The organism is Nonomuraea thailandensis, assembly GCF_024172165.1.
Classification (GTDB): domain Bacteria; phylum Actinomycetota; class Actinomycetes; order Streptosporangiales; family Streptosporangiaceae; genus Nonomuraea; species Nonomuraea thailandensis.
In genome coordinates this window covers 10324899-10351427 of record NZ_JAMZEB010000002.1, presented here as the reverse complement: position 1 = coordinate 10351427, position 26529 = coordinate 10324899, and the positions used below count along the sequence as shown (strand labels likewise).

Sequence of the window (26529 nt, the reverse complement as noted above, 5' to 3'; positions counted from 1 at the left end):
GTCCGCGTGACGGCGGAGGGTCAGCTCAGGACGATCCGGTCGACCTTGTTGTTCCAGTTGCCGCCGTAGACGTAGCTCTCCTTGCCGAGGTCGCTGTGGTGGCCGCCGGCGGGAAAGTACAGGTTCGGGTCGGGGAGCGCGCTGCGGATGTCGACCAGGCGGCCGCCGGCCGCGCGGCGGTTGTAGTAGCTGGTCCCCCGGTCGCGCCAGTAGGAGTAGAGGTCCTTGGTCCCGGCGACCCGGTACTGCACGCGGTCGCCGCCGTACCCGGTCCACTCCCACAGGCAGAAGTAGCCGGACGGGCACTCGGACATGCTCAGGGTGCCGACCTCGGCGCCGGAGAGCCCCTCGGCGGCACGGTAGTCGGCCTCGGTGGTGTAGCAGCGCATCTGCGCGTCGGCACCCTCGGTGCAGACAGCGGCGTCGGCGGAGTCGAGCAGGCGCGTGATGTCGGTGTCCGACATCGCGGGGGCGGGGTCGGTGCGGGCACTGCCGGCCGCCGCCGCCGGGCTCCCTGCGACGGTCAGGAGCACGAGGGAGGCGGTGGCGGCCGCGGCGAGAGCGGCTGCGCCGCGTGCGAGGCGGTGAGTCGGAACGTGATGCATGAGCAGTCCTTTCTGGGTGAAGTGCCCGGACCCTGATCGAGCCCGGGAAAGGAGAAGGTGCGTGACAGGCTGAGGGAACCGACGGAGGACGACGGTGTCAGCGGTCGGCGCGGAAGACCTCGGGGAACTCCCCCGTGGCGATCAGTTCGTCCAGCACCCGCCGCATCGCCCCCGACTCGTTCAGGTGCGGGAACGGCTCGTCGGGGGCCTCGGTCCCGAGGAAGCGGCACAGCGGCTCCCAGCCGTCGCGGACGTCGAAGACCAGCAGCCGGTCGGCCGGGATGGCGTCCTGGACGACCTCGGTGTGGCGGTGGAAGGCGGCGTGCGCGACGGCTTCGTCGGGCATGCCGCGACCGGGGTCCCATGCAGCGCCGAAGGTGGCGCGGCCGATGTGGTCGAGCAGCGGGCGGAAGCGGGCCATGGCGCCGAAGAAGTCGGCGGCCTTACCAGGCAGTTCGGCCGGAAGGTCGCGGCCGGGGCCCTCGGTGAGGAGGGCCTGCATGCTGGCGTACCAGCGGTGCGGGTCGCGTACGGTCAAAACAACCTTCGCCTGCGGGTAGGCCGAGGCCTGCTCGCGCCAGAAGTGGCTGGCGGGCCAGTCCTGGGTAGAGCGGTAGCCGCGCAGGACGTCGGGCCAGTGAAGGGGCCTGCCGTCTGCCGCCGGCAGCCATCGGTCCACGTGACCGGGCTTGGTCAGGATGTCGAGCATGTGATGGGTGGGGCCGAAGCCCAGGCGTTCCAGGGCGGTCTTCATCGAGGACGTACCCGTGCGTGGGAAGCCCGCGCCGATCACCTGCACCATCTCCGTCTCCTTCGTCGATCAGTCGTGTCTTCATCCGGGGTCCGGCCGGGAGAGCGCCGTCAGCTTGTCGGGGTTGCTGACCACGTACACGTCGCGTACCTGCTCGTCGGCGGCGTCGAGATCGAGCACCATCACCGCGAACGGCGCGTCCCGCGCGAAGATCACCACTGAGGGGTCGCCGTTGACCTGCCGGTACCGGAGGTCCACGTCGGCGGTGACGCGGGCGGTGGACACGAGGGTCCTGGCGACCCTGTCGCGGCCGTGGACGGGCCGGGGGCCGCCCGCCGCGGACTTGCCGCCGCCGTCGGACCACAGGGTGACGTCGGGCGCGAGCATCTCCAGCAGCCTGGCCAGGTCGCCGCCGAACGCGGCGGCGATGAAGCGCTCGGTCACCTCCTGGTGGGTGCGCCGGTCGATGCGGACGCGGGGGCGCCGGGCCCGGACGTGCTCGCGCGCCCGGTGCGCGAGTTGCCGGATCGCGGCAGGGCTGCGGTCGAGCATGGCGGCGATCTCCGTGTGCTGGTAGGCGAAGACCTCGTGCAGGACGAAGACCGCCCGCTCCAACGGTGTGAGCGTCTCCAGCACGACCAGCATGGCGATCGAGACCGACTCCGCCCGGACGGCGGGCCCGGTGGCGTCCGGCCCGGTGGCGTCCGGCCCGGTGATCAGCGGCTCGGGCAGCCAGGGGCCGAGGTAGCTCTCCTTGCGCCGGCGCAACGCGCTCTGGTGGGCCAGGGCCTGGTTGACCGCGACGCGCACCAGGTAGGCGCGCACGTTGCGGATCGTGCTCAGGTCGCGTCCGGCCCACGACAGCCAGGTCTCCTGCAGCACGTCCTCGGTGTCGCTGACGGTGCCGAGCATGTTGTAGACGATCGAGAACAACAACTCGCGGTGGTCGGCGAACACCGTGGCGGGGTCGGCCGCGGGGATGTCGTCCATCTCGCGTTCAGCGCCTCAGGTCCAGGACGAGGGCGGGGTCGAGGGCCAGGGTGGCCACCGCCAGGCCGAGGAACACGGTCCCCAGGTAGAACTGCGGGGAGAAGTCGCTGACGCGCAGGTGGGTGTAGAGGGCGCAGACGAAGTACAGGACCAGGCCGGCGGCCGCCGCGGTGCCGATGAGCGGCACGCCCAGCAATCCGAGCGCTAGCCCGAGCGCGCCGAGGGCCTTGAGCGCGCCGATCGGCCAGACCAGCCAGGTCTCCGGCACGCCGGCCCGGTGCAGCGCCGGGCCGAGGGTGCGCATGATGGGTTTGAGCCTGGTCATGGCCGCGAACCCGGAGAAGGTGTTGGCGGCGATCGTGACGAGCGCCGTGATGACGTACGCGGTGGACATCGGACGGCTCACACGGTCCTGAACGCGTCGAGGTGGTCGGCGACCCAGTCGGCGTAGGTCCGCGCCGGGCGGCCGAGGACCTTGTCCACCTCGCCGGTCACGGGAGGCCGGTGGTCGAGGTAGTGCGCGTAGCGCGCCATCAGGGCACGCACCCAGGGCTCGGGCAGGCCGTTCTGGACGAGGTGCGCGGCGACGGCCTGCGGCGGGAGCTCCTCGAAGCGCAGCGGCCGGCCGAGCGCGGCGGCGATCACGGCCACCGCCTCCTCGTGCGACAGCGGCTGCGGGCCCGTGAGCTCCAGCCTGCGGCCGGCGAACTCGTCGGTGAGCAGCGCGCGGGCGGCGACCTCGGCCAGGTCCCGCTCGTCCAGCAGGGTCTCCCGGAAGCCGGCGTGCACGTAGCGGACGACGTCGCCGCCGCCGCGGAGCTGGCCTCCCCACGCCTGTGCGGTGTTGCCGGCGAAGCTGCTCGCCCGCAGGCTGGTCCAGGTCAGGCCGCTGGCCACGGCCGCCTCCTCCGCCTCCTTGTTGCGGTCGCCGCGCCAGCGGGAGGGTTGCAGCTCGTACGGGTCGTCGATGTTGATCGCCGACAGCGCCACCACCTTGCGGACCCCGTGCTCGGCGGCGACCGACAGCAGCTCGCCGGCGGAGTCGCCGAAGGTGCGCGGATGCAGGAAGAGGGCCTCGGCGCGGTCGAGGCAGGCGGGCATCGTGCCGGGCAGGGACGGGTCTCCCGTGACGAGTTCCGCCCCCTCCGGCAGGCCGGAGCGTTGCGGGGAGCGGCTCACCGCGCGGACGCGGGCGCCTTCGGCGAGCAGTTGTGCGATGAGGAGGCGCCCGACGGGGCCGGTGGCACCGGTTACGACGATCATGGTGGTTCTCTTTCGTGTCGGTTCAGCGCAGCAGTTCGATGACGGGGGCCATGGCGTCGAGGCCGCCGTCCAGGACGGTGACGTAGGTGAAGCCGAACTTCTCCCGGTTGCGGCGGATCTGCTCGGCGATCTGTGCGGGGGTGCCGACCAGGAAGCCGGGCACCTGGCCGCGTTCCTCCGCGGTCAGCGAGGGGGCGAGGGCGCTCAGCCGGTCCAGGGCCTGGCGCCGGGCGTTGGTGACCACGACGGCGGGCGCCTCGTGGTTGAGCTCGACCTCGGTGATCCGCTCCCCCAGCTCGGCGCGTACGAAGGCCGCCCGCCGCTCGATGGCGTCCGCGCCGGCGAACGCGGGCAGGCCCACCTGCCCGCCGGGACCGGCGGCGGTGCCGTTGACGGCGACGATGTCGGCCTCGCGCGCGGCCAGCCGCAACGCTCGCTCGCCGCGGCCGGCCACCAGCAGCGGCGGCAGCGGGCGGCCGGGCCCGGGGCGGAAGCGCTGGTCGGCGTGGAGCCGGCGGAGCGCGGCCACCGCGCCTTCCAGCGCGTCGGCCCGTTCGGCGGGGGTCGGGCACGGCATGCCGGCCCGGCGGAGGTCGTCGGGGGCGGCCGACGGCCGTCCGGCGGCCAGCCCGAGCTCCAGGCGCCCGTCGGTCAGCAGGTCGAGGGTGGCCACGTCGCGGACCAGCAGCGCCGGGTGGTGGAAGGTGGCGTCCAGCACGTACGTCCCCAGGCGGACCCGCTCGGTGGCCTCGGCGGCGAGCATGAGCGCGGGGAACGGCGCGGCCTGGCCGAGGTGGTCGATGACCGCGATGGTGTCGAACCCGGCCTGCTCGGCCCGGCGGCACGTCTCACGCCATTCGCGCCGGTTCGTGACCGTGTGCAGCACGATCCCGAAGCGGAAGGGGCGCTCGGTGGGCGAAGGCACGCGTGCTCCTTTCTGCCGGAGCCCGCGGTCAGGCGGACGTCACGTCGGCGGACGGGAGCGTCGACCGGATGAACCCGTCGACGACCGCCGCGAGCGCCGGCCCCGCGTCCTCCTGGAGGAAGTGGCCCGCGCCGGTGATGGTGGGATGGGCCAGGCGGCGGGCGCCGGGGATGCGGCCGCTGAGCGCGCTGTGATCGCCGCGGGTGACGTTGTCCTGGTCGCTGAACGCGCACAGGAACGGCAGCTCCAGCGTCTCCAGCACGTCCCAGGCGGCCCGCAGCGTCGGCGTGTACGCGTCCTGCGGCGAGATCGGGATGAGCAGCGGGAACTGCCGGACGCCCGTCACGTACGACTCGTCCGGATACGGCGCGTCGTAGGCGGCCAGCACCTCCGGCCCCAGCTCGGTGACGGTCATCGCCTGCACGATGGCCGACGGCAGGAACGGATGGGTGCGCTGGCTGGACTGCAGCCAGGCGGCCATCATCGGCCAGCCCGGCCCGAGGTCCTCGTCCCCGGTGCTCAGGCCGGTGTTGGTGGCCACCACGCGGCGGAACCGCTCCGGATGGGCGGCCAGCAGGGGCAGGCCCAGCGCGCCTCCCCAGTCGTGGCAGACCAGGGTCACCTCGCGCAGGTCCAGCAGGTCCAGCACGGCCTCGCGCAGCCAGCTCAGATGCCGGTCGTAGGAGTAGACGTGACGGTCGGCGAGCTTGTCGGACCGGCCGAACCCGATCAGGTCCAGGGCCACGCACCGGTGCCCGGCCTGGACGAGCGGCGGGATGACGTGCCGGTACAGGTAGCTCCACGACGGGTTGCCGTGCAGCAGCAGTACGGTCTCCCCCGTCGGGTGCTCGGGCCGCTCGTCCAGGTAGTGCATCCGCAGCCGGCCGCCGTCGACGGCCACGTAGTGCGGCTGGAAGGGGTAGTCCGGCAGGTTCGCGAAGCGTGCGTCAGGGGTGCGCAGCACCCGCAGGTCCTCTGTCGTGGTCATGCCTCATGAGAGGGGACCACGGCAACGAAGTGTGACGTCCCGGCGGCCTTCCTGTGACAAGGGTCTCAGGAAGGCCGCGGGCGCCCAGAAGATCGGCCGTCAAGCCGCGGGCCGGTACGTGGCGATGAGCACGCCGGTGCCCGTCGTCGCCGAGTCCACCAGCTCGAACGAGGCCGGCACGCCGCCTGAGCCGGGGAACAGCCGACGCCCCGTCCCGAGCGTCAGCGGGTGGATCAGCAGCAGGAGCTCGTCCACGAGGCCGTCCGCCAGCAGGGATCGGACCAGGACCCCGCTGCCGAACACCACCAGGTTCTCCGCCGCCTCCTTCTTCAGCGCGGCCACGGCGTCGCCCTTCACGAGGGCAGAGCCTCGCCAGGAGAGCGGGCCGGTGAGCGTCGTGGAGACCACGTATTTGCGGACCCGGTCGAGGGCGTCGGTGAACGGGTTCGGAGCCTGGCGGGGCCAGTAGTCGGCGAAGCGTTCGTACGTGGTGCGGCCCGCCAGCAGGGACCAGGCGCTCGACATGCGGGCGCCCATGGCCTCCTGCATGGCGGGGTGCTGGGCCCGGGTGGCCCAGCCGCCGTGGGGGAAGCCGTCGCGCGGGTCCTCGTCGGGGTGTCCCGGGGCCTGCATCACGCCGTCGAGCGTCAGGTGCTCGATCACGATGATCTTTCCCATGTCATGCCTCCGTCAGGTCGTTGTCTCACCTCCTGTACGAGCGGGAGGGGCCGGGATCGACATGGGACAGGGCGGAACGAGGGCCCTCATCGGGCGAGGCGCAGGGCGAGCAGGGCGACGTCGTCGGTGAAGTGCGCGTCCCGGCGGCCCAGGAGCTGGTCGCACATCTCCTCCAGCGGGAGCCGGCGCAGGCGGGAGGCCTGGCGGGCCAGGTCGTCCAGGCCCTCGTCGATGCCGTGCGCGGGGCTCTCGACGAGCCCGTCGGTATACAGCAGCAGGGTCGAACCGGCGGAGATCAGCTGGTCGTGGTCGGGACGGGCCAGAGCCGGGGTGACGCCCAGGGGGTGGCCGCTGTCGGCCGGCAGGTAGCGGGCGGGGCCGTCGGCGGGGACGAGGAGCGGGGGCGGGTGGCCGGCGCTGCTCCAGCACAGCCGCCAGGTGGAGGCGGAGCGCTCCTCCAGGCGGGCCAGCAGCACCGTGGCCATCGGGCCGCCGTGCAGGCCGTGCAGCACCTCGTCCAGCCGGCGCAGGATGTACGAGGGCGGCTCGCAGTGCTCGTAGGCGAGGACCCGCAACATGTTGCTGATCTGGCTCATGATGGTGGCCGACTTCAGGTCGTGCCCCATCACGTCGCCGACCATGAGGCAGGGGACGCCGTCGGGCAGGATGATCGCGTCGTACCAGTCTCCGCCGATCTTGGGCAGTGAGCTGGAGGGGCGGTAGCGGGCACAGGCGCGCAGTCCGCGCACGTCGGGCAGCTCCGGGAGGTCGGGAAGCAGGCTGCGCTGGAAGTCCTCGGTGCTGCGGCGGAGGCGCTCGTACAGGCGGGCGTTCTCGATGGCGACGCTCGCCGCGCTCGCCAGGGCCGCGATGATCCGCTCGTCGTCGCCGGTGAACGGCCCTCCCGAGCGCTTGTCCGCGAAGTACATGTTGCCGTAGACGGTGCCGCGGACCAGCAGTGGAGTGCCCAGCAGGCTGCGCATCACCGGATGGCCGGCGGGGTAGTCACGGAAGTGCGGATGGGCCTGCACGTCGTCCACGCGCATCGGCCTGGGGTGGGCCACCAGCTCCCCCAGCAGGCCGTGGGTGGTCGGCATGCGGCCGATGGCCTCGTACACCTCCTCGGAGACCCCGCACGTGAACAGGTCGGCGAACTCGCCCTCCTCGTTCAGCACGCCGAGAGCGCCGTAGCGGGCGTCCACGAGATCGGCGGAGACCTCCACGATGGTGCGCAGCGCCGCGTTCAGCTCCAGCTCGGAGCTGATCGCCAGCACGGCCTCCAGCAGGCGTTTCATCCGGTCGTGCAGGTCGCGGATCTGCGCGAGGCTGTCCTGCGGCCCCTGCAGGTCCTCGGCTCCCAGCCGCCCCAGAAAACCGTCGAACGCGCCGTCCTCCGGATCCCCTCCCACCTGACCCCCCGAGCTCTCTCGCCTGCCTCATGCCCCACGGCCGTCTGCATGACACCTGCCGCCCGAGGCACTGGACATGGCGCCCATGACGTGATCTGACGGAGGTAGAGCGCCGACGATCACGAACAGGAGCACCTGGACATGAGCGACACGCCGCGACTGCACAGAGCCGGCCGGACCCTGCTGGAGCGGGCCCGCGACCTGCGGACGTTGATCGAGAGCGAGGCCGGCAGGGCCGAGGCCGAGGGCAGGCTGACCACGCCCGTCGTGGACGCCCTGCACGAGGCGGGCCTCTTCGGCGGCTGGGTGCCGGTGCCGCTCGGGGGCGCCGAGCTGTCACCCGGAGAGCTGCTCGACGTCTTCGAGGAGCTGACCTACGCCGACCCCTCGACGGGCTGGGTCGTCATGGCCACCACCCTGGAGAACGGCACGGCAGGCGCCTACCTGGGCGACGACGCGGTGGAACGGCTCTTCAAGGGGCCGCGGATGCCGCTGATCGCGGGCCAGGGCACCCGGCCGGGCGTCGCCGTCCCCGAGAACGGCGGCTTCCGCCTCACCGGGCAGTGGAGCTTCGCCTCGGGCATGTACCACGCGCAGTACGCCCACAGCGCCGCCGTCGTCGAGGGCACCGACGAGGTCCGGATCTTCATCAGCCCGATGGAGGACGTCAAGATACTCGGCAACTGGGACGTCCTGGGCCTGCGCGCCACCGGCAGCGTCGACTACACCATCGACGGTGCCTTCGTGCCGCAATCGCAGTCCCACGACTTCGCCACGACCGAGCCGCTGCGCGGCGGCGCGATCTTCCGGCTCGGGCTGCTCGACCAGGCGCTGATCTGCCACTCGGGCTGGGCGCTCGGCATCGGGCGGCGGCTGCTGGACGAGCTGGCCCGGTACGCGGCCGCGCGCAGCGGGCGGCCCGGCCAGCTCGCCGGCAGCGACGCCTTCCACGCCGGCTTCGCCCGCACGGAGGCGAGGTTCCGCGCGGCATCGGCGCTGATCCGGGAGACCTGGGACGACGTGGAGCGCACGCTGGACGCGGGCGGGAAGCTCGGCGTGCGTCAGGAGACGATGGTGCGGCTCGCGCTCAACCACATCACCTCGACGATCGCCGAGGTGGCGGGATTCGTCTACGCGTCCGGCGGCACCACGTCGCTGCGCGACGGGCTCGTCCAGCGGCTGTTCAGGGACGCCCAGGCGGGCACCGCGCACATCCTCTCCGGGCCGCAGGCGCTCCAGGAGTGCGGCAGGGAGCTGGCGGGGCTCGCCGAGGGCCAGTCGTGGGTGGTGCTCGCCCTGGAGGGGTGAGTCGTCCCTCCGGCAGCGTGCTCGACGACCCGGCGGAGGACGCCACGCCTGAGCTGCGGGCCGACGACCTCGCGGCCATCCTCGACGACCTCGGGGCCGAGTCGGCCGACGTGTTCGGCAGCAGCGGCGGCGCGGTGACGGGGCCGGCGCTGGTCGCGCGGCGCCCCGGGCGGGTGCGTACGCTCGTGGCCGGGCCGCCCCGTCGGAGCAGGTCGTCGCCGACGGCTCCCGGTTCTTCGCGCACGAGCTGCGCGGCACCACCCGCTACGTGCCCGACGTCGCCGCGTTGCGGAACGGCCGGGTCGTCGTGGGGGTCGGGGCGGAGTCGGGGCAGCTCGTGACATACCGGACCTCGGTGGCGCTGGCCGGGCGGATCGGCACCACGCCGGTGGAGTTCCCCGGCGACCACGGGGGGTTCATGGCTCACCCGGCGGAGTTCGCGGACGTGCTGCGCAAGGTCCTGTAGGTCGTTCGTAGCGCACGGCTTCGTACCTGGTCGTCACGTGCAGGAGCGGCAGCGCCGCCGCGTGACGGTCATCGCCGCCAGCGTGCTGCCGGCCAGCCCCGCGAGCAGGCCGGGGCCGGGCGGCGACCACGGCTCCCCTCCCACCGTGCCACGACGTACGAGACCACCGCGCCCAGCCCGGCGCCGATCAGCACGCTGAGCGCCAGCGGGACCGCGGCCTCGACCAGCAGGATCCGGCGCAGCTCGCCGAGCCGGGCGCCCGCCGCCCGCAGCAGCGCGAACGACCGGCGCCGCTCGATCAGCCCCGCCACGACGCCGACCGTCAGGCTGCAGCCGGCGACCAGCACGACGAACCAGGTCGCCAGCCGGGCGTAGGTGCCCGGCTCGTCCTGGAGCCTGGTCTCCTGCAACACGGTGTCGCGGCGGCTGTTGACGATGGCGCGCGGCAGCACGAGCGCGGCTCTGGTCCGGACGCGCTCCTCGGCGGCGAGGGTGCCGTCGGTCCTGACGTACAGGGCCCGTACTTGGCCAGCCCGGCCGGGAACACCGCCGTGAACACCGCCAGCACCACCCCGCTGGCCGCGCGGAAGGCACCGCGGGCGTCGCCCGCCAGGCGCCGGGCGGCCGTCAGCGTGGTGGCGCGCCGGCCGTGGCGGATCAGCGCGCGAGCCGCCACCAGGCAGAGCCACGGCCCGGCCGCCACCGCTCCGACCACGGCGTCGCCGAAGCGCACCTGGCCGCTGTCCGGCCGCAGGACGCCGCCCAGGCAGTGCAGCAGCGTGGACTTCCCCGAGCCGCTCGGCCCCATGACGGCCAGGATCTCGCCGTCCTCGACCGCGACGCCGGCGCCGCGCAGCGCCCGCGTACGGCCGAAGCTCTTGTTCAGGTCACGACCCTCCAGCATCACCGGCCTCCTCAGCCAGGGCCTCCTCGGCCAGTGCGGGCAGGCGGCCCGCCGCGTGCTCGATCCAGCGCAGATCCGCCTCGACGTGGAAGAGCTGGTAGTCGGCGAGCAGGGCGTCCTGCGCCGAGGCCGCCTCCCGCCGCGCGGCGGTCAGCGCGCGCATCGCCGCCAGGTGCCGCGCCCGCTGGGCGTCGAGGAACTCGGCGGCCGGCCTGCCGGACATCAGCGCCGGTAGACCTGCCCGAACCTGATCGGCTTGGCCCCGCCGAAGCGGCGGTCGTAGGCCTGCTTCAGGTCGTAGCCGTGCCGGTCGCTCTCTTCCAGGAGGCCCAGCAGCGTGTACGAGACGGTCATGCCGCGGACTGTACACACCGGGTATACACACCGTGCAGACCCAGCCGGGGATCTGTTTCCTGTGGGTCCCAAGTGACTTCCAAGCCCCGGTTCCTAGGTTTCCCGATATGAGGCTGAGCTACCGGGAGGAGGCGCTGCGCGAGCGGGCGCGGGGGCGTGCCCCCGCGCGGATGCCGCTGGTCGTCAGCGGGCCGTCGTTCCTCGTCCTGTGGATCGCGGTGGCGATCGTCGTGACGGCCGGGATCGGCGTGACCGCGCTGGCCCTCGGAGCAGTGGGCTGATGCGCCCGCTGATGCGCCCGCTGATGCGCCCGCTGATGCGCAGGGTCCCCGTCGTGCTGCAGAACACCGAGACCGAGTGCGGCGCGGCGTGCCTGACCATGGTGCTGGGGCACCACGGCCACCGCACCACCCTGCACCAGGTCTCCGACCGGCTCCAGATCGGCAGGGACGGGCTGAGCGCGAAGGCGATCGTGGACGGCGCGCGCGAGCACGGGCTCCAGGCGCGGGCGTTCTCGCTGGCGCCGGAGGACCTGGCGCGGGTGCCGCTGCCGGCCGTGGCGCACTGGGAGTTCAGCCACTTCGTGGTGGTCGAGCGCTGGTCGCCCGATCGGGTGGACGTGGTGGACCCCGGGCAGGGGCGGCGCCGGCTGACCCCCGAGGAGTTCGGGGCAGGGTTCACCGGCGTGCTGCTGGTGTTCCAGCCGGGTGAGGGGTTCCGGCGGGGCTCGTCGTCGATGGCGGGAGCGTGGCGGCGGGAGTTCGCGCGCACGCTGTTCAGGCGGCGCAGGGGGCTGCTGGCGCAGATCGTGGCCGCCTCGCTGCTGCTGCAGCTGCTCGGGCTGGCGCTGCCGTTCTTCTCCGAGCTGCTGGTGGACACGATCGTCCCGACGCGGGCCACTGAGGTGCTGTCGCTGCTCGGGGCGGCGATCGTGCTGGCCGGGGCCGCGCAGTTCGTGATCGGGTACCTGCGGGCGGCGCTGCTGGTCGCGGTGCGGGCCAGGGCCGACCAGGAGCTCACCGAGAGCGTGGTGGGGCATCTGGTGGCGCTGCCGTACGGGTATTTCACCCGGCGGGCCAAGGGCGACCTGGTGACGCGGGCGGCGGGCGTGTCCACGCTGGGCGACATCCTGACCGGGCAGGTCGTCGCGGCGCTGCTGGACGGGCCGCTGGCCGTGGGCTACCTGGTGCTCGTCTACTTCTGGGACCCGGTCTTCGGGCTGGCGCTGAGCGGCGTGGCCGTCCTGCAGACGGTGCTGCTGCTGGCCACCACGAGCCGGATCGCCACGCTCACCCATCAGGAGCTGGCCGCGCTGTCGGCGTCGCAGAACAGCCTGATCCAGACGATCACCGGGATCGAGACGCTGAAGGCGTCGGGGGCCGAGCGGCGGGCCGTGGACCAGTGGGCGGGTCACTTCGGCAGGCAGCTCGACGCCGACGTGCGCGCCGGGCTGACCAGGGGGCTGCTGGAGGCGGCGCTGTCGGCGATCCGCGTGACGGCGCCGCTGGGCCTGCTGTGGCTGGGCGCCTGGCGGGTGCTGGACGGGCAGCTCACGCTCGGCACGCTGATCGCGCTGAACGCGGTCGCGCTCGGCGCGCTCACCCCGCTCGGCTCGCTGCTGACGGGCCTGCAGAGCCTGCAGCAGGCCGGCGCACACTTCGACCGGCTGTCGGACATCCTCGCCTCCGAGCCGGAGCCGAGCGACGGCATCGAGGTGCTGCGGCTGCGCGGCGCGGTCGAGCTGCGCGAGGTGAGCTTCCGCCACGACCCCCGCGGCCCGTGGACGGTGCGGGGCGTCTCCGTCGCCGTCCGGCCCGGCCAGAAGGTCGCGCTGGTGGGCGCGTCGGGGTCGGGCAAGAGCACGCTGGCCAGGCTGCTGCTGGCGCTGCACACCCCGGTCGAGGGCGAGATCAGGTACGACGGCGTCCCCGCCGCCGAGCTGAACCTGCGTACGCTGCGCCGCCAGTTCGGCGTGGTCATCCAGGACCCGTCGCTGTTCAGCGGCTCGATCAGGGAGAACATCGCCCTGAACGACCCCGGCGCCGCCATGGACCGGGTGGTCGCGGCGGCCCGGCTGGCGGCGCTGCACGACGAGATCGCGGCCATGCCCATGGGGTACGAGACCATGCTGACCGACGGCGACGGCCTGTCGGGCGGGCAGCGGCAACGGCTGGCCCTGGCCCGCGCCGTGTTGTCACGCCCCAAGATCCTGCTGCTCGACGAGGCCACCAGCAACCTGGACAGCGCCACCGAGGCCGTCATCGAGGCCAACCTCGGCACGCTGGCGCAGACCAGGATCGTGATCGCGCACCGGCTGAGCACGGTCAGGGACGCGGACCTGATCCTGGTGATCGACGGCGGCCGGGTCGTGCAGCGCGGCACCCACGACGAACTGATCGCCTCGGGCGGGAAGTACGCCGAGCTGGTGGCCGCGCAGGCGGCGCTGACCTGACGACGCCGCGCCCCGGGGGGTTCCGGGACGCGGCGGTCGGTGTCAGTCCTCGATGGCCTGGTAGACGGTGGTCCAGAAGTCGTTCATGAGGTGGGCGGGGTTGGGGACGGTGTAGCCGAGCTGGCAGAGCAGGATGCCGGTGACGCCGTTGGCGGGGTCGGCGTAGGCGGAGGTGCCGCTGCCGCCGTCCCAGCCGAACTGGCCGATGGGGGCGTAGTCGCCGCGGTAGGTGCGTACCGCCATGCCGATGCCCCAGCCGCCTTGCTGGCCCTGGCCGAAGGAGATGTGCACGTTGTTGCGGGCCAGTTCGGTGCGGGGGGCGTTCTGCTCGGGGGTGAGCCGGTTGGTGGTCATCAGCTCCACGGCCGGGCGGGACAGGATGCGGCGGCCGTTGTGCACGCCGCCGTTGAGCAGCATCTGGAAGTAGGCGTGGTAGTCGTCGGCGGTGGAGACCAGGCCACCGCCGCCGCCCTGGAAGGCCGGTGGCTTGCTCCAGCGGCCGTTGCCGGGCTCGTCCCAGGCCAGGAACTCGCCGGTGGCGGGGTCGGGGGCGTACAGGGTGGGCAGCCGGTCGAGCTGGTCGGCGGGCACGTGGAAGCCGGTGTCGGTCATGCCGAGCGGCTCGAAGACGCGCTCGCGCAGGAACTCCTCGAAGCTCTGCCCGCTGACCCGGGAGACCAGGACGCCGGCCAGGTCGCTGCTGATCTGGTACTGCCACTGCTGGCCGGGGTGGTACATCAGCGGCAGCTCGCCCAGGCGGCGCATCCACTCGTCCTGCTCGGGCACCTCGGTGGGCAGGTTGGGGGTCAGGCCCGCGGCGAACACCGCGTTCATGATCGGCTTGCCGAGGGCGGTGAAGTCCATGCCGAGGCCGAAGGTGGAGGTGAGGACGTCGCGGACGGTGATCGGGCGGCGGGCCGGCACGGTGTCGTCCAGCTCGGCGTCCGGGCTCGTCAGCACCTGGCGGCCGGCCAGCTCGGGCAGCCACGGGTCGACCACGTCGTCCAGCCGCAGCCGGCACTCGTCCAGCAGGACCATCGCGGCGGCGATCGAGACCGGCTTGGAGGTGGAGGCCATCCGGAAGATCGTGTCCCGCCGCATCGGCGCGCCGCCGTCGTGCCGCATCGTGCCGAGCGTCTCGACGTGGGTCTGGCCGCCGCGGCTGACCAGGGCCACCAAGCCGGGGATCTTGCCGGAGTCGACATGCCGTGCCAGCACCTCACGCAGCCTGCGCAGACCCGTCGTGGTGAAGCCGTTGTTGCTCATGATCAATCTCCTTGGGAGGCAGTGTCCGCGTCGCGGTGTGGTGCCCACCATGTCCGGCCGCGCTGACACCGGACCGTCGCCGCCCTGACACCGCCGCCTCAGCCGGTCCGCACGGTGACAGTCACCGAGGCGCCCTCCCGGCCGGACAGCCGCCCGAACCTGAGCCCGCCCCCGGTGGTCAGGGAGGCCTCGCCGTCCAGGAGCTCCGCGACCGGCCTGGCCCAGGTCAGGGTCAGCTCGTCCAGGTCGCACCGGGGGTCGGCGACGGTCACGGTCGCGGTGCCGCCTGGCCGCTCGCGCACCAGGACCGCGCACGGGGCGGAGGCGGTGAGGTCGCCCAGCGTCCCGGCGTTCCAGAAGCAGGCGGCCGTCAGCCCGAGCCCGGGCACGTGCACGGCCTGGAGGCGGGCCGTGTTGGCGAGCACGCGCACCGCCCCCGCGGCCCCGGATCCGCTTCCGCCCGGCAGGATCAGGGCGCGGGCGCGGGTGGCCTCCTCGCCGGCGCCCGGCAGCAGCAGGTACGCGTAGGAGGCGGAGCTTGGATCGACGCCGTGGTCCAGCCAGAGCGTCACGTAGTCGCGGCCCACCCCGCCGCCGTCGCGGCGTTCCCGCAGCGTGCGCGGGGTCTGGCCGGGCAGCACGTAACCCCCGTGGCCCTCCAGGTGCGCCCACCCCTCCCCCACTGTGAGGGGCGCGGCGGTCCTGCGGTTGTCCACGACGGTCTCGACGGCCACGCCGTCCGCGCTGGTGATCCCGGCTCCCAGGCAGACGATCGCGTCGTCGAGGAAGAACCACGACTTGAACGCCTCCATCGTGCTCTCCAGCCCGGACAGGTGCTGCCCCACGGCCGCGTACGTGCCGTCGCTCGCCCCGCCCACCCACCGCCACGGCGTCCGGGTGTCACCCCACCCCGCGCCCGCCCCGTCGGGCAGCCGCCGCGTGGACACGGTGGTGCCCGGCAGCCGGTACGGGTCCACGGTCGGCCAGAAGGAGTCGGAGTACTGGTCACCGTGCCCGCCGGCCCACCAGTAGAGCATCCCGGAGCCGGTGTGCCAGCCGCGCGGGTTCTCGCCGTTGCCGTGCTCGTAGTGGCCGATCCGGTGCGAGGCCATGCTGAGCGCCGCGCACCAGCCGGGCCGCCGGTGCACGGCCCTGGCGCTCATCGGCAGCAGCCGGTGCCCGGTGGGTTCGGCCGCCGCCGGCACCGCGCCGTCCTCCATGACCGCCGCCAGGCGGGCGTGGAAGGCGGGCTCGGCGGCGTGTTCCAGCATGGGCCGGTGGGTGCCGCGCGCCGCCCATCCCTTCACCATGGCCTGCCAGCGAGCCCGGGTCCCGGCCGGGGCGCTCTCCCCCAGCAGCAGGACCGCGGCGGCGATCTCGCGCCCGCGCTCGTGGTCGCCGAACGGCCGCCGGCCGACGCCCCGACCGCGGACGAGGTCCATGCAGGCCCCGTCGCGCACGAACGGCGCGTACGAACGCTCGACCGTGTCGAAGATCCGCTGGTCGGCGAGCTCCCAGGGCGAGCCGCGCAGCACCGCGTAGAGCGTGGCCAGCCCCGACAGCAGCGTCACCCCGTACGCGCCCTGGTAGGGCACGAACGAGTGCTGGATGAACGACCCGTCCCGGTAGAACCCGTCGCCTTCCCGGACCGTCGCGAACACCGGCGACAGCGCCGAGACGGCCAGCCCCGCCTTGCCGTGGTCGTCGTCGAGCATCGCGCGCAGCAGCGTCACCAGGCACAGGTCCACCCGGTTCGCGGCGGTGCTGTTGCCGGAGTAGCGGTGCAGGCGGCGCTCGGGCACGTAGTGGTCGACGGCCTCGGCCAGCGCCGGGCTCCACGTCCCGGCCAGCACGGACGCGTCCATCAGCGCCTTCGGCACGCCGATCTGCCAGTGCCACCAGTTGCCCGGCGCGTCGCCGCCCGCCGCGTACACGTGCCGCCGGTAGTGCTCCACCCCGATGGCGACGGCCTCGGCCAGGCCCGCGTCGCCGAGACCCAGCGCGTACGCCTGCGCCATCACCCGCAGCCGCCTCGGCGTGGCCATGAACGACGGGAACGCCGCGTCGGGCCAGAGCGAGGCGGGCCCGGGCGCCATCGCGGCGCGGTGACGCGCGGCCGCCCGGCCCAGCGTGGCCAGCCGGGCCCGGTAGCGCTCGGAGTCGTGCCCCGGCCCCGCCGTCACCTCCCGCCAGCGGCGGCGCAGCAGGACGAACGTGTCGTCCGGCGTGTACGCCGCCCGCGCCGGCGCCAGCGCCCCCACCGTCCCGGCCGCGGCCACGCCGCCCAGCCGGAGGAGTAATCGCCTGGTTGGCAGCAGCACGTCACGATTATCACGCGCGGCGCAGGGCGGTGAACCAGTCGAGCACCTCGGGCAGCGACCGGTAGGCCGACGTCATGTGATCGACGTCGCCCACGTCCGTCAGCGACGCCTTGACCCGGGCGGCCCGCAGGTCGCGCAAGCAGTACCGGGAGTTGGCGTACGCCACGTCCTTATCGCCGCGCCCGGAGAACAGCCGCACCGGCACCCCGGGCCGCCAGCCCGCGCAGGTGGTGTCGTTGACCTCCATCGCCCGCAGGAGCGGCCCGGACGGCTTCGCGATGCGCTCCAGGTAGGCGGCGGTGACGAGGTCGCGCGGCGAGCCGGGCAGCCCCGCCGCGATCTGCTCGAAGCTGTGATCCCCGTCGAACAGCTTCTCCACCGCCGGGTCGCTGAACACCTCGGACGGCGAGTCGTAGATGTGGTGCAGCCGGTTCATCGAGACCGTCCAGTACGCCAGGTAGAAGGTGGCGCTGTGCGGATCGAGCCGGTCCTCCAGCAGCGCCGGCAGCTCGGCCTCCCGCACGTGGTACGGCCCGGAGATCGGCGCGACCCCCCGCAGCCGGTACGCGGCGTCCCCGCGCAGCGACTTGCCCAGCGCCATGGCTGCGTGCCCGCCCTGGGAGAACCCGGTGACCAGCACGTCCCCGCTCAGCGACCGCCCCTGCCGCCTGGCCAGCTCCCCCGTGGCCCGCAGCAGGTCGGCGGAGGCGGAGGCCTCGGTCGCCGCGTCCATGTACGGATGGAAGCCGGGCCCCGTCCCCAGCCCCAGGTAGTCGGGCGCCACCCCGGCGAAGCCCGCGGCGGCGAACATCAGCGGCGCCGCCCGCCCGTCGCCGTCGGCGACCGACCCGGCGTAGGCCCTGGTCGCCAGGGTGCCGTGGGCGTAGCTGACCGTCCACAGCGCTTTCCTGGACCTGGCGGGCAGCGCGACGACGCCGCTCGCGGTGGTGGGCGTGCCCGCCGCGCTGATCGTGCGGTAGACGACGGCGTACAGGTCGGCGCCCTGCGGCCGGGCGGGCACGGGGAACTTCGCCCCGGTGAGATGGGCGGCGACCTGCTCGGCCGACATGCGCGCCAGCAGCGTGGCCGAGACGATCGAGCCCCTGTCGTCGATCGTCACGACCCGGCTCACGGGCGCGGGCGCGGTGGCGGCCAGCGCCGCCGGGGCGGTCGCGGTGGCCAGGACGAGCCCGGCGCAGGCCAGGGCGAGCAGCCGGTTCCTCATGGGCGTTCTCATGTCACAGAACGCTACGAACTCGGGCGATTTCCCCCCAGCCTGCGCTCCACCGAACCGGCGGTAGTGCCTGCCCCACCGTCAGAGGGACATCACGGCCCCCGCCCGCTTGATGGTCCTGATGATGGGCGCGGTCTCGATGTGCCTGATCGCGGGCAGCGCGCCCAGGCTGTCGGTCAGGTAGCGGTAGAGGGCCTCGTCGTCGCGGCAGACGATGCTGGCCGTCAGGTTGGTGGGCCCGGTCGTCGCGCCCGCGAACGCCACCTCGTGGTGCCCGGCCAGCGCCCTGCCCGTCGCGTCGAGCTCGGCGGGCGGCACCGACATCCACAGTTGGGCCTCGACCTGGTAGCCCATCAGGGCGGGCAGCACGTCCAGGTCGAAGAAGAGCGCGCCGGCCGAGCAGAGCTGCTCCATCCGCCGCCTCACGGTCGACTCCGACCAGCCGGTCACCGCCGCCAGGTCGGCGTAGCCGGTGCGGCCGTCGCGGGACAGCTCGTCCAGCAGCGCCTGGTCGCCGGGGCCGAGCGTGATCGGCTCGCCCTCGCCCCGCCTGCGGTAGACGCGGCTGTCCGCGAGCCGGGCGACCTGCTCGGGCGAGAGCACGGCCAGGCCCTGCCAGCCGACGCGCCCGCCCACGAACGTGTAGAGGGTCCTGTGCGCGGTCACCGAGAGCACCCGGTTGGTCCTGGCGAGCTTGCCGAGCAGCAGCGACTCGCGCTCGCGCGCCGTGCGCTGCAGCGTGCCGGCGGAGATCTCGGTGCCGCCGGACAGCAGGTGCACCCAGAACGTGTCGGAGCGCCGCCCGAGCGCCTCGGCGATCGACACCGCCGCGTCCGGCGTGCAGCGCAGCCTGATCGCCCACGACTCGTAGCCGAGGCGCCGCCCGTCCACGACGCCGGCCACGCGCAGCATGCCGGTGGAGCGCAGCCGCCGGTAGCGCCGCGCCACCCGCTGGTCCGACACCCCGAGGATCTCACCGACGCGGCTGAACGACACTCTCCCGTCCACCTGCAGCGCGTGCAGCAGCCCGCGGTCCACCTCGTCCAGCTCGATGATTTCCACCATTACAAGCTAGTGCACGCGGAATCCCGCCAGAAGTACGGCTCCGAGTAGCGGATAACCCCGGAACGGCCGCACCGTGGTCGCCATGACGACAACACGTACGAAGGAGACCGTCTCCTGGTCCCCCTTGGTGGCCGCCAGTCTGGGCGCATTCATGCTGCTCGTGGACGTGACCATCGTCATGGTCGCGCTGCCCGGCATCACGGCCGACCTGGGCATGTCCTTCACCGACGCGCAGTGGCTGCTGGACGGCTACGCGCTGGCACTCGCCGCGCTGCTGCTGGCCGCCGGCTCGTACGCCGACCACACGGGGCGGCGCAGGGTCTACCTGGGAGCGCTGGGGGTGTTCGCGCTGGCATCGCTCGCCTGCGGGCTGGCCCCGAGCGCCGGGCTGCTGCTGGGCGCCCGCCTGGTGCAGGGCGCCGCCGCCGCGGCCATGATGGCCACCACCCTCGCCCTCGTCAGCGCCACCTACCACGGCAGGCAGCGGGGCATCGCGTTCGGCGTGTGGGGCGGCGTGAACGGGGCCGCCGCGGCCGTCGCGCCCGTGCTCGGCGGCCTGCTCACCGAGCACCTGCACTGGCGGGCCATCTTCCTGGTGAACCTGCCGATCAGCCTGGTCGCCGCCTGGCTGACCCTGCGGGGCGTCGAGGAGTCGCGCCTGCCCGGCAGGGCCCGGCTCGACCGGGCGGGCATGGTCACGTTCACACTGGCGGCGGGAGCGCTGACGTACGGGCTGATCGAGGCGGGCGAGCACGGCTGGGCGGCGGCACGCACGCTGGCGCCGCTGGTCGTGGCGGCGTCGGCGCTCGCCGCCTTCCTCGCCGTCGAGTCGCGTGGCGCGCATCCCATGCTGGACCTGCGGCTGTTCGCCGGGCGGTCGTTCAACGGGATCATGGCCGGGGCCGGGCTGATCATGCCGGCCGCGTTCGCCTGCCTGGCCTTCACCTCGCTGTGGCTGCAGCAGGACCTGCGGCTCGGGCCGGTGATGGCGGGGCTGGCGCTGTCGCCGATGGCCGCCACGTCGCTGGTGGCCTCCGTGGCGGTCTCGCGGCTGTTCCCCGGGCTGTCGCCGCGCGTCGCGGTGGGCGGCGGGCTGCTGCTGATCGGCGCCGGCGCGCTGCTGCAGGGCACGCTCGGCGAGCATTCGGGCTGGGCCGCCCTGGCACCCGGGCTGGTCCTCACCGGTCTGGGCGTGGGCCTGGCCGTTCCCGCGTTCAGCTCCGCGGCCATGACGTACGCGCCGCCGCAGCGCGCCGGCATGGCCGCGGGCACGGTCAACACGGTCAGGCAACTCGGTTACGCGCTCGGCATCGCCCTGCTCGGCCTGCTCTACCGGGACGGCGGAGGGTACGCGGCGCTCAACGAGGTCTACCTGGCCAGCGCGATCACCGGCGCCGTGGCGGGGCTGCTGGTGCTGGTGACCGTCACAGGGCCGCGCTGAAACCCGTCAGAGGAGGCGGCGGATCTCCCCGTGGGCGCGGTAGAAACCGCCGCGCCCGGCCGAGCGCACGCCGTCCACCAGGTAGCGGGCGCCCGCCTCGCGGATGTCCTTGGGGAACTGCACGTTCCACGTCTCGTAGCCGGGGCTGACCACCCGCACCCGCAGCCGCTCGCCCTCCCGCACGCACTCCACCACCACGCCGTCGCCCGCCTCGCTCGCCGTCTCCAGCACGGTCTCCAGCACGACCGAGGGCTCGACGGCCTCCAGCGACGCCGCCGCCTTGACGTCCACCGGCTGGGGGACGCTGCCGGTGCGGGCCGCGGCGATGGCGGCCTCACTGGCGTCGATGCAGGCCAGGGTGCCGTCCGTGGTGACGATGTAGAGCCGCTCGTCCAGGTACTGCATGGAGAAGGCGGAGCCGCAGCCGGTGGCGAGCTTCCACAGCCGCTCGCCGGAGGCGTCGAAGCAGTAGACGGAGGAGTGGTTGTCACCGGCGAAGACGTGGCGGCCGCCCGGCGAGGTGGCGCAGGAGTAGACGGCGCCGTCGCACTGGTAGACGGCCTCGACCCGGCCGTCGCCCTTGGCCAGGCGGTGCACGGTGCGGCGGCCGGTGCCCGCGTAGACCGAGTGCTCCTCCTGCCAGCCGAACAGCACCTGGTCGGCGACCGTGGTCTCCCAGATCGGGGTGCCGTCGGAGACGTCGTAGCGGGCGACGCCGCGCGAGTGGCCGAAGTAGACGGAGTCGGCGTCGCACCTGACCATCCAGGCCGAGTCGCCGCCGCTGTTGCGCGCCCACTGGAACTCGTCCTCGTAGTCGATCGCGGTGACCCTGCCGGCCCGGTCGGAGACGCCGAGCACGCCGTCGTGGATGTCGAGCCAGTAGATGTCCACGTCGGCCGCGATCTCGTACGCGGACCTCGGGACCTTGCCGCTCAGGTCGTACACGCGGCCGTCGTCGCACCCGGCGTAGATCCAGAAGTCGTCGGCCACGATGCACTTCACGCCGTCGGGCAGCCGGAAGCGGCCGGTCACGATGCCGGAGTGGGCGACGGTGTAGACGTCGCCGCGCTGGTTGCCGACCCAGCAGCGCTCGCCGTCCACGAAGATGCCGAACGCCGACGCCCCGCTGTCGAAGCGCCACAACACCGGCGCCTGCTGGGCGGTCGAGCGGGTGCTCGTGATGGCCCTGCGGGTGACGGCCCGGCGCTGGCGCACGCCGCGCACGGCGGGCGCGTAGCCCTTGCGGCTCTTCTCCGCGACCTTCTTGGCCGCCGCGGCCTGGGCCTTGGCCTCCGTGGGGAAGGAGGTGACCTTGGTCTGTCCCGTCTCGCCGATCCGCCCGTACGTGATGGTGACCTGCGTGCCCGCCACGATCACCTCGTAGAACTTGTGCGATCCGCCGCCGTCCTCAGACAGCTCCAAATAGGTCATGTCCGCGCTTCTCCAGAATTGAGCCCGTGATCAATTGCTGGGGAGCGTAGAGGACAGCGGCGACAAAGTCAGACGCCCGCCCGGATCGGCACCACGTTGCCGGCGGTGCCGGAGCGCGGGATCGCGAACCAGGTGGCCTTGCCGACCAGGCCGGGCTGCGTGAGGTAGCGCTGGGGGTGGCAGCCGTAGAAGCCGTCGGACAGCCGGGCCACGATGCGCAGCCCGCGCCCGTGCTCGGCGGCCAGGTCGTGGGGCGCCGGGGCGGGCAGGACGGGGCTGCCGTCCACGACCACGACCATGATGTCCTTCTCGTCCACGTGGAGAACGAGTTCGTAGGGGCCGTCGCCGTACATGAAGGCATTGGTGATCAATTCGCTCACCATGAGAACGGCGTCGTCAATGAGATCGGAGGAAAGGGAGAGTTGCGACAATTCCGTGCGTACGAGGGCACGAGCCTGACCGACCGTCCGTGCGTCCTCGCGCAGCGGCCACGCGTACTGCTTCCGGCTCCGGCGAGTCGATCGCAGCCTGGTCATGGCGTCTCTTTCCTGTGCCGAGGGGCAGCGAATGCGCCTTTCGCTTAACAAGAGGACCTGCCTATGTGTTGACGTACAACGCTGTCGAAACGTGTACGTACGAGAGCGCTGTTCGGGTCGAATTTTCGGTGAAATATCACGAATTCTTTTAGGGCAGTGTCCGTAACTCGGGTAGTGGGGCAGCATGAAACTGCACGACACGCGCCCGGTGCGCGAAGCCCTCAACTCCCTCGACTTCCCGGCCGACAAGGAGAGCATCGTGGCGCACGCCCACGCGCACGGCGCCGGCGAGGACACCGAGCGCGCCCTGCGGTCGCTGCCGCTCGGCGAGTACGCGAGCATGGCCGAGGTGCTGCGGTCGGTGCCCGTCGATCCCGCGCCCGGCCGCACCGAGCACGAGCGCGTGCAGCAGCACCGCCGGCGGGGCAGGAAGGCGGGGCTGGCCGAGAGCATGCGCCCGTCCAGCCCCAAGCCGATCGACCAGGAGTGACCCCCGCAGGCCGGTCAGGCGCGCGTGATGCCCGCAGGCCGGTCAGGGGCGGCCGATGCCCGCGCCGATCTCCTCGATCAGCTCGTCCACCCGCCTGGCCAGCACCAGGTCCAGCGACGTCACGGCGCCCACCGAGACCGTCCGCACCAGCAGGACGAGCCCGTCGGCGGTGTCGTGGAGCTGCGGCTGACGGCCGAACGTGATCTTGAGCCGGTCGAGCGCCCTGCGCACCGCGTGCAGGTTCTCCCGCGGCAACGAGATCGTGCGGCGCAGCCCCGACCGGTCACCGCTCCACCGCGGCAGCGTGCGCAGCGCCGCGTCGATCTCGGCGTCCGTCAGCGGGGCGCTGTGCCCCTTGGGCCCGGTGATGCCGCCACCGCTGCCCGGCGGCTCGAACAGGCCGCGCACCTGCTCGGGGATGTGCAGCCGAGCCACCAGCGCCGGATCCTGCTCCGCCACCGCCGCCAGCACGGCCTGCGCCCTGATCCTGGCCTGCTCGGGAGGCCGGCGACCGAGCAGGGCCGCCTGACGGACGAAGCCCTCCTCGGTGCCGTCGTTGCCCGGGTGGTCCATCGGGAAGTCGTCGGTCAGCTCGGGCGGCAGCGCGTCGATCAGCTCGCGCCGGTCCGCCTCGTCGAGCGTGCGCGCCAGCGTGGTGAGCGTGGCCTCCGCCGCCGCCCTGGCCGGCCCGGCGCCCAGGCCCGTCATGCGGCCGATGGCGCTGAGCAGCTCCCGGTATTCCACCATGATGTCCCCCGAATCCCCTGTTCAGGCTCCTCGTTCCCCGGCCTGGGAGCTCGACACCTGCAGCAGGGACCACACGGCGGCCGGGGTGAGAGGCACGTCGGTGACCCGGTCGGCGATCTCCGGCAGGGCGGCGGCGACCGCGTTGGCGATCGCCGCGGGCGGGCCGATCGTGCCCGACTCGCCGACGCCCTTCATGCCGCCCGGCGTGACCGGCGAGGGCGTCTCCAGCATCACGACCTCGATGTCCGGCACCTCCCGCGTGGTCGGCGGCAGGTAGTCGGTGATCGGCTGCCCGTCGTCGGTGTAGACGATCTCCTCGGTCAGCGCCTGGCCGATCCCCTGCGCCACGGCTCCCATGATCTGCCCCTCGACCACGGCCGGGTTGACCAGCACGCCGGAGTCGTTGACCACCCAGTAGCCCTCCAGCTCGACCGCCCCGGTCTCCGGGTCCACGGCCACGGCCGCCGCGTGCGCCCCGTACGCGAAGGTGTAGCCGGGCGGGTCGTAGCTGTCGCGCTCCTCCAGGCCGGGGTCGACCCCCTCGGGCAGGTCCCAGCCGCGCCACGCCGACGTGGCCAGCTCGCGCAGCGGCACCGACGCGTGCGGGTCGCCCTTCACCCGCACCGCGCCGTCGGCCAGCTCCAGGTCCTCCGGCGCCGCCTCCAGCCGGTGCGCGGCGATGGCCAGCAGCTTGTCGCGCAGCTTCCCGGCGGCCCGCGTGAGCGCCCCGCCGCCGATCGGCAACGACCGGCTGGCGATCGACCCGATCGACGAGTACGGCGTCATCGCCGTGTCCCCCAGCACCACCCGGACCCGCTCGATCGGCACCCCGATCCGGTCGGCCGCGAGCTGGGCCAGCGCCGTCTCGATGCCCTGCCCGATCGAGACCACCCCCGCCGACACCACCACGGACCCGTCCTGCTCCATCCGCAGCACCACCGTCTCGTAGCCGCCCGACTCCGCGCCCATGGCCTTGAGGTCCATCGACGGGCCCAGCCCGGTGGTCTCGACGTGGCAGGAGTAGCCCACGCCGCGCCTGCGCCCGTCGTCCGCGCGGCCGACGGGCCTGACGAGATCCCGGACCGTGCGCAGGGCACGCGGGTAGTCGCCCGAGTCGTACCTCTGGCCCGCTGCCGTGGTGAACGGCAGCTCCTCCGGCCGCAGCATGTTGCGCAGCCGCAGCTCGATCCGGTCGATGCCGAGCCGGCGCGCCGCCTCGTCGATCAGCCGCTCCCTGGTCAGCGTGGCCTCCGGCTGGCCGAAGCCCCGGTAGGAGCCGAACGGCGTCGTCGTGGTCACCACGCCGCGCACCCGCGCCGCGAACCGGTCGAACCGGTACGGACCCGGCAGCAGCGTGGCCGTGACCGCGAACGTCGAGCCTCCCGTGTTCCCCGGGTGGGCGCCGAGGTCGCCGACGACGTCGACGTACAGGGCCACGAACCGCCCGTCGCCGTCGAGCGCCAGCCGTGCCCGGTGCACCGCCTGCCGCGCCGACAGCGTGGCCGACAGCCGGTCGCCCGGCGCCTCCGTCCAGCTCACCGGGCGGCCCGCGCGCATCGCGGCCAGGCAGACGAGCGTCTCGTCGGGATAGACGTGCTCCTTGGCGCCGAACCCGCCGCCCGTGTCGCGGCTGACCACGCGCACCCGGTCGTGGGACAGCCCGAACGTGTCCGCCAGGTGCTCGCGCACGTGGTGCGGCGCCTGCGAGGAGATGTGCACGGTCAGCTCGTCGTCGGCGTACGAGGCCACCACGCCGCGCGGCTCCAGCGGGTACGGCGAGACCCTGCCCATCCTGAACACCATCTCGACCACGTGCTCGGCCCCCTCGACGGCGGCCAGGCAGTCCTCGTCGCCCATCCCGAAGTCCGTGATCACGTTGGTGCCCAGCTCCGGGTAGAGCGGCCGGGCGTCCATGGCCCGCTCCGCGCCGACCGTGGCGGGCAGCTCGTCGAGGTCCAGGTCGAGGAGGTCGGCGGCGTCCCTGGCGGCCTCCGGCGTGCGGGCGACGATCAGGGCGAGCGGCTGGCCCGCGTACCTGATGGCGTCGTCCAGCACCGGGTAGGAGGTGATGCGCTGGCCCGGCAGCACGTTCACGCAGGGCAGGCGGAGGCCGGCCGCGTCGGCCGGGGTGATGACGTCGACGACTCCCTCGACGGCCCAGACCGCCTTGGCGTCGCAGCCGAGCAGCCTGCCGTGGGCGATGGGGCTGCGTACGACGTGGGCGTGCAGCGTGCCGGGCAGGCGCACGTTCCCCACGTACCTGCTCTTGCCGGTCAGCAGCCTGGCGTCTTCCCTGCGCGGCGTCCGTGCGCCGACATACGGGTCTCCCATGCCCTGATTGTGAGCGTCGGGTGGCGGGCGGTCTATACGATCCGGCGAGAAGGAGCACGTCAGCGGGGGTACAGATGCAAACGTTCCTGCCATATCCCGACTTCGCGGCGACCGCGGCGGTCCTCGACCCGCTGCGGCTGGGCAAACAGCGCGTCGAGACCCTCCAGGTGCTGCGCGCCCTCACCGTCCCCGGGTACGGCTGGCGCCACCACCCCGCGGTCAAGATGTGGGCGGGGTACGAGGAGGCGCTCGTGCGCTACGGGCTGGAGATGTGCCGCCACTGGTGCTCCCTGGGGCGGGCCGACACCTGCGCCGGCACGATGAGCACCGAGCTCGCCCAGCTCCGCGGCACGCCGGACATCCGCGCCCAGCCCGAGCTGGAGGCGGCCGGCGAGCTGCCGCCGTGGCTCGGCGACGAACGCCTCCACCTCAGCCATCGCTCTGCTCTGTTGCGGAAGGATCCGGGCTTCTACCGGCCCATCTTCGGGGACGAACCGGATGACCTCGACTACGTCTGGCCCCGCTCGGACCGCCTGCCCGCCTGAGCACTCATCCCGCCGATCGCTGGGAGTGC

Annotated in this window: 28 protein-coding genes; 7 read left to right on the top strand and 21 right to left on the bottom strand. The window is 73.3% G+C overall.

The genetic code is table 11. The features are described from left to right. Positions 1 to 20: 20 nt before the first annotated feature. The 9 genes from HD597_RS52065 to HD597_RS52025 form a co-directional block, all read right to left on the bottom strand. Complete coding sequence (locus HD597_RS52065; RefSeq protein WP_253755062.1) at positions 21 to 605, bottom strand: peptidase inhibitor family I36 protein; 585 nt, start codon at positions 603 to 605, stop codon at positions 21 to 23. 97 nt (positions 606 to 702) lie between these two features. Beyond that, positions 703 to 1407 (bottom strand): sulfotransferase family protein, encoded by a 705-nt coding sequence (locus HD597_RS52060; RefSeq protein WP_253755060.1) that lies wholly within the window; start codon positions 1405 to 1407, stop codon positions 703 to 705. A gap of 30 nt (positions 1408 to 1437) precedes the next feature. Then, positions 1438 to 2346, bottom strand: a complete 909-nt coding sequence (gene sigJ, locus HD597_RS52055) for an RNA polymerase sigma factor SigJ (RefSeq protein ID WP_253755058.1) — start codon at positions 2344 to 2346, stop codon at positions 1438 to 1440. Between the two features lie 7 nt (positions 2347 to 2353). Further along, positions 2354 to 2740: a DoxX family protein gene (locus HD597_RS52050; RefSeq protein WP_253755056.1), complete on the bottom strand. Its 387-nt coding sequence runs from the start codon at positions 2738 to 2740 to the stop codon at positions 2354 to 2356. Positions 2741 to 2748: 8 nt separating this feature from the next. Next, on the bottom strand, positions 2749 to 3609 hold the full coding sequence (locus HD597_RS52045) for an SDR family oxidoreductase (RefSeq protein ID WP_253755054.1): 861 nt from the start codon (positions 3607 to 3609) through the stop codon (positions 2749 to 2751). Positions 3610 to 3631: 22 nt separating this feature from the next. After that, entirely contained in the window at positions 3632 to 4534 is a 903-nt protein-coding gene (locus tag HD597_RS52040) for a TIGR03621 family F420-dependent LLM class oxidoreductase (protein ID WP_253755052.1), read from the bottom strand. Positions 4535 to 4562: 28 nt separating this feature from the next. After that, positions 4563 to 5522: a haloalkane dehalogenase gene (locus HD597_RS52035; RefSeq protein WP_253755050.1), complete on the bottom strand. Its 960-nt coding sequence runs from the start codon at positions 5520 to 5522 to the stop codon at positions 4563 to 4565. A gap of 99 nt (positions 5523 to 5621) precedes the next feature. After that, a complete protein-coding gene (locus HD597_RS52030) occupies positions 5622 to 6200 on the bottom strand; it encodes a dihydrofolate reductase family protein (protein ID WP_253755048.1) in 579 nt (192 codons plus the stop codon). 86 nt (positions 6201 to 6286) lie between these two features. Continuing rightward, complete coding sequence (locus tag HD597_RS52025; RefSeq protein ID WP_253755046.1) at positions 6287 to 7609, bottom strand: PP2C family protein-serine/threonine phosphatase; 1323 nt, start codon at positions 7607 to 7609, stop codon at positions 6287 to 6289. A 141-nt stretch (positions 7610 to 7750) separates the two neighbouring features. Between HD597_RS52025 and HD597_RS52020 the strand changes: the two genes are divergently transcribed. Then, positions 7751 to 8917: an acyl-CoA dehydrogenase family protein gene (locus tag HD597_RS52020; protein WP_253755044.1), complete on the top strand. Its 1167-nt coding sequence runs from the start codon at positions 7751 to 7753 to the stop codon at positions 8915 to 8917. A 268-nt stretch (positions 8918 to 9185) separates the two neighbouring features. Further along, entirely contained in the window at positions 9186 to 9383 is a 198-nt protein-coding gene (locus HD597_RS52015; protein ID WP_253755042.1) for a hypothetical protein, read from the top strand. Positions 9384 to 9451: 68 nt separating this feature from the next. Here the strand turns inward: HD597_RS52015 and HD597_RS52010 are convergent, their stop codons facing one another. From HD597_RS52010 to HD597_RS66240, 4 genes are read right to left on the bottom strand one after another with little or no spacing between them, the layout of a single operon-like run. After that, entirely contained in the window at positions 9452 to 9730 is a 279-nt protein-coding gene (locus tag HD597_RS52010) for an FtsX-like permease family protein (RefSeq protein WP_253755041.1), read from the bottom strand. Further along, positions 9706 to 10287: an ATP-binding cassette domain-containing protein gene (locus HD597_RS52005; RefSeq protein ID WP_253755039.1), complete on the bottom strand. Its 582-nt coding sequence runs from the start codon at positions 10285 to 10287 to the stop codon at positions 9706 to 9708. The genes HD597_RS52010 and HD597_RS52005 overlap by 25 nt, the downstream gene beginning before the upstream one ends. Next, entirely contained in the window at positions 10271 to 10510 is a 240-nt protein-coding gene (locus HD597_RS66245) for a hypothetical protein (protein WP_308210872.1), read from the bottom strand. Before HD597_RS66245 ends, HD597_RS52005 begins: the two co-directional genes overlap by 17 nt. Beyond that, complete coding sequence (locus tag HD597_RS66240; RefSeq protein WP_308210871.1) at positions 10510 to 10641, bottom strand: hypothetical protein; 132 nt, start codon at positions 10639 to 10641, stop codon at positions 10510 to 10512. Before HD597_RS66240 ends, HD597_RS66245 begins: the two co-directional genes overlap by 1 nt. 107 nt (positions 10642 to 10748) lie before the next feature. Between HD597_RS66240 and HD597_RS51995 the strand changes: the two genes are divergently transcribed. Further along, on the top strand, positions 10749 to 10922 hold the full coding sequence (locus tag HD597_RS51995; protein ID WP_253755037.1) for a hypothetical protein: 174 nt from the start codon (positions 10749 to 10751) through the stop codon (positions 10920 to 10922). Further along, on the top strand, positions 10922 to 13093 hold the full coding sequence (locus HD597_RS51990) for a peptidase domain-containing ABC transporter (RefSeq protein WP_253755035.1): 2172 nt from the start codon (positions 10922 to 10924) through the stop codon (positions 13091 to 13093). The genes HD597_RS51995 and HD597_RS51990 overlap by 1 nt, the downstream gene beginning before the upstream one ends. A gap of 42 nt (positions 13094 to 13135) precedes the next feature. On the opposite strand, the gene HD597_RS51985 is transcribed toward HD597_RS51990, so the two are convergent. The 4 genes from HD597_RS51985 to HD597_RS51970 all read right to left on the bottom strand — a co-directional run bounded on the left by HD597_RS51985 (position 13136) and on the right by HD597_RS51970 (position 18979). Next, positions 13136 to 14359 carry a serine hydrolase domain-containing protein gene (locus tag HD597_RS51985; RefSeq protein WP_253755033.1) on the bottom strand — a complete coding sequence of 408 codons (1224 nt, stop codon included), beginning with the start codon at positions 14357 to 14359 and terminating at the stop codon, positions 13136 to 13138. Between the two features lie 98 nt (positions 14360 to 14457). After that, the gene (locus tag HD597_RS51980; protein WP_253755031.1) at positions 14458 to 16680 is read right to left on the bottom strand and encodes a polysaccharide lyase 8 family protein; all 2223 of its coding nucleotides are present in this window, start codon (positions 16678 to 16680) and stop codon (positions 14458 to 14460) included. 10 nt (positions 16681 to 16690) lie between these two features. Next, positions 16691 to 17917, bottom strand: coding sequence for a hypothetical protein (locus HD597_RS51975; protein ID WP_253755030.1), 1227 nt, complete (start codon positions 17915 to 17917; stop codon positions 16691 to 16693). A 78-nt stretch (positions 17918 to 17995) separates the two neighbouring features. Continuing rightward, positions 17996 to 18979 (bottom strand): Lrp/AsnC family transcriptional regulator, encoded by a 984-nt coding sequence (locus HD597_RS51970; RefSeq protein ID WP_253755028.1) that lies wholly within the window; start codon positions 18977 to 18979, stop codon positions 17996 to 17998. An 82-nt stretch (positions 18980 to 19061) separates the two neighbouring features. On the opposite strand from HD597_RS51970, the gene HD597_RS51965 reads away from it, so the two are divergent. Continuing rightward, a complete protein-coding gene (locus HD597_RS51965) occupies positions 19062 to 20420 on the top strand; it encodes an MFS transporter (RefSeq protein WP_253755026.1) in 1359 nt (452 codons plus the stop codon). Positions 20421 to 20426: 6 nt separating this feature from the next. Here the strand turns inward: HD597_RS51965 and HD597_RS51960 are convergent, their stop codons facing one another. Both HD597_RS51960 and HD597_RS51955 read right to left on the bottom strand, forming a co-directional pair. Then, complete coding sequence (locus HD597_RS51960; RefSeq protein WP_253755024.1) at positions 20427 to 21851, bottom strand: WGR domain-containing protein; 1425 nt, start codon at positions 21849 to 21851, stop codon at positions 20427 to 20429. A gap of 68 nt (positions 21852 to 21919) precedes the next feature. Next, complete coding sequence (locus HD597_RS51955) at positions 21920 to 22387, bottom strand: ATP-binding protein (RefSeq protein ID WP_253755022.1); 468 nt, start codon at positions 22385 to 22387, stop codon at positions 21920 to 21922. Positions 22388 to 22571: 184 nt separating this feature from the next. On the opposite strand from HD597_RS51955, the gene HD597_RS51950 reads away from it, so the two are divergent. Beyond that, positions 22572 to 22877, top strand: coding sequence for a DUF2795 domain-containing protein (locus HD597_RS51950; RefSeq protein ID WP_253755020.1), 306 nt, complete (start codon positions 22572 to 22574; stop codon positions 22875 to 22877). Between the two features lie 42 nt (positions 22878 to 22919). On the opposite strand, the gene HD597_RS51945 is transcribed toward HD597_RS51950, so the two are convergent. Together HD597_RS51945 and HD597_RS51940 are read right to left on the bottom strand one after the other, a co-directional pair. Beyond that, positions 22920 to 23624, bottom strand: coding sequence for a DUF2267 domain-containing protein (locus HD597_RS51945; RefSeq protein WP_253755018.1), 705 nt, complete (start codon positions 23622 to 23624; stop codon positions 22920 to 22922). Positions 23625 to 23645: 21 nt separating this feature from the next. After that, positions 23646 to 25955, bottom strand: coding sequence for a xanthine dehydrogenase family protein molybdopterin-binding subunit (locus HD597_RS51940; RefSeq protein WP_253755016.1), 2310 nt, complete (start codon positions 25953 to 25955; stop codon positions 23646 to 23648). Positions 25956 to 26029: 74 nt separating this feature from the next. Between HD597_RS51940 and HD597_RS51935 the strand changes: the two genes are divergently transcribed. Further along, a complete protein-coding gene (locus HD597_RS51935) occupies positions 26030 to 26500 on the top strand; it encodes an MSMEG_6728 family protein (RefSeq protein WP_253755014.1) in 471 nt (156 codons plus the stop codon). Positions 26501 to 26529 lie beyond the last annotated feature (29 nt).